Below are 1,397 nucleotides of genomic sequence, written 5' to 3'. Positions count from 1 at the left end.
TGCGCAGCGTGTTCGTAGGCGTTGGTTGATGGGGTTGCGGAAGCCGTAGGCGTTGCGGGCGACGGTTTTGATGACTCGGTTGGTGCCTTCGGATCCGGCGTTGGTGATTCCGGTGCGGATGAACGCCAGGATCTGCGGCCACCAGGTTTGCACGGTGGTCGCGAGGCGGGTGAGTTCGGGCAGGTTGGAGTCGGCGCAGCGCTGGTAGAAGCGGTGCAGTAGCTGGGCGACGTGTTCCCGGGTTGGGTGGGTGCGGGCCAGGGCGAGTAGGTCGAGGAGGTCTTCCTTGGCGTTCCAGGCGGCCATGACCGGCACGCTGATGCCGGCGGGTAGCCCGGACAGGTCGTCGCAGAGCTTGTCGACGCGTTCGGCGCGCATCCGGCGCGCGGAGCGGGTCAACCGGTTACGCAGGTCCCATTCGCGGTCACCGGCACGGCCCCGGCGGCCCCGGACCTGCACGGTGACCCGGCGGCGAACCTCGTTGAGGGCCTGATGGGCGAGTTGCACGATGTGGAAGTGATCGACGACCAGGGTGGCGTGCGGCAGCGCCTCACGGACAGCGGACTTGAAGATCGTGCACATGTCGATCGCGACGAACCGCACCGCGTCCCGCCAGGCCTGACTGCGTTGCCCGAGCCAATCGACGACGACTTGAGCGTTACGGCCCTCGACCTGGCCGAGCAGGCCTTGCCCGCCGGACAGGTCGCACATGCCGACGTGCCATCGGTCCACGCTGGGCTGCCATGCCTGGCTGACCTGGTCGAACACCCATTTCGGTCGGCCTCTGCGGGTCTCGTCGATCCCGAGGACCTCGACCGGGTCAGGCTCGGCGGGCAACACCACCGCGGCGTGCGCGGTGAACGCTGCCGCGACCACCGGCCACGACATGCCATGGTCACGGGCCGACTGCACGACCGTGCGACCGCCGTCAGCGACTGCGGCGCCCGCCGCCGCACGCAGCCGGGCGGTCACCCGGTGCCGGGCCGGGAGCTGCCCCACCACCTCGGTGAACGACCTACGCGGACACGACCGCACGTCGCACCGCCACCGGCGTTTGACCCACAACAACACTGGGCGTCTGCCACCGATCGGCAGGTCCCGGGGCCGGGTGACCCGCCGGCCCTTCGACCTCGACGCCCGGATCCCGCACTGCGGGCAGTATCTGGCCTGTTCATCCGCGGTGACCAGGTGCACGACCGGTCCGTCGACACCGTCGTCGACCCTCACCACGGCCAGGCCGTCAAGACCCAACAGCCGCGTCGTATCCTCAACCATGCCCGTGGTTTCTCTGCAGTGATCGGCTTGCCTAGACAACAGGCATGATCACCGAGAGCCACGGGCACCCTCACGCCGGGGTCCACTCAGGACAGCGCAGCCCCCGCCAACTTCGAAGACCC

At 69.0% G+C, this 1,397-nt stretch carries 1 protein-coding gene; it reads right to left on the bottom strand.

Annotated elements, in window-relative coordinates; all coding sequences use genetic code 11:
* The coding region (locus tag SLP03_RS31370) for an ISL3 family transposase (protein WP_319464255.1) at positions 1–1,275 on the bottom strand (1,275 nt) is incomplete at its 3' end.
* Between the last annotated feature and the right edge of the window lie 122 nt (positions 1,276–1,397).

The sequence above is a fragment of the Micromonospora sp. RTP1Z1 genome (genome assembly GCF_033804685.1).
In the GTDB taxonomy this organism is placed as follows: Bacteria; Actinomycetota; Actinomycetes; order Mycobacteriales; family Micromonosporaceae; genus Micromonospora.
The sequence above is the reverse complement of the archived record's forward strand: the minus strand, read 5'-3'. Positions and strand labels throughout refer to the sequence as shown.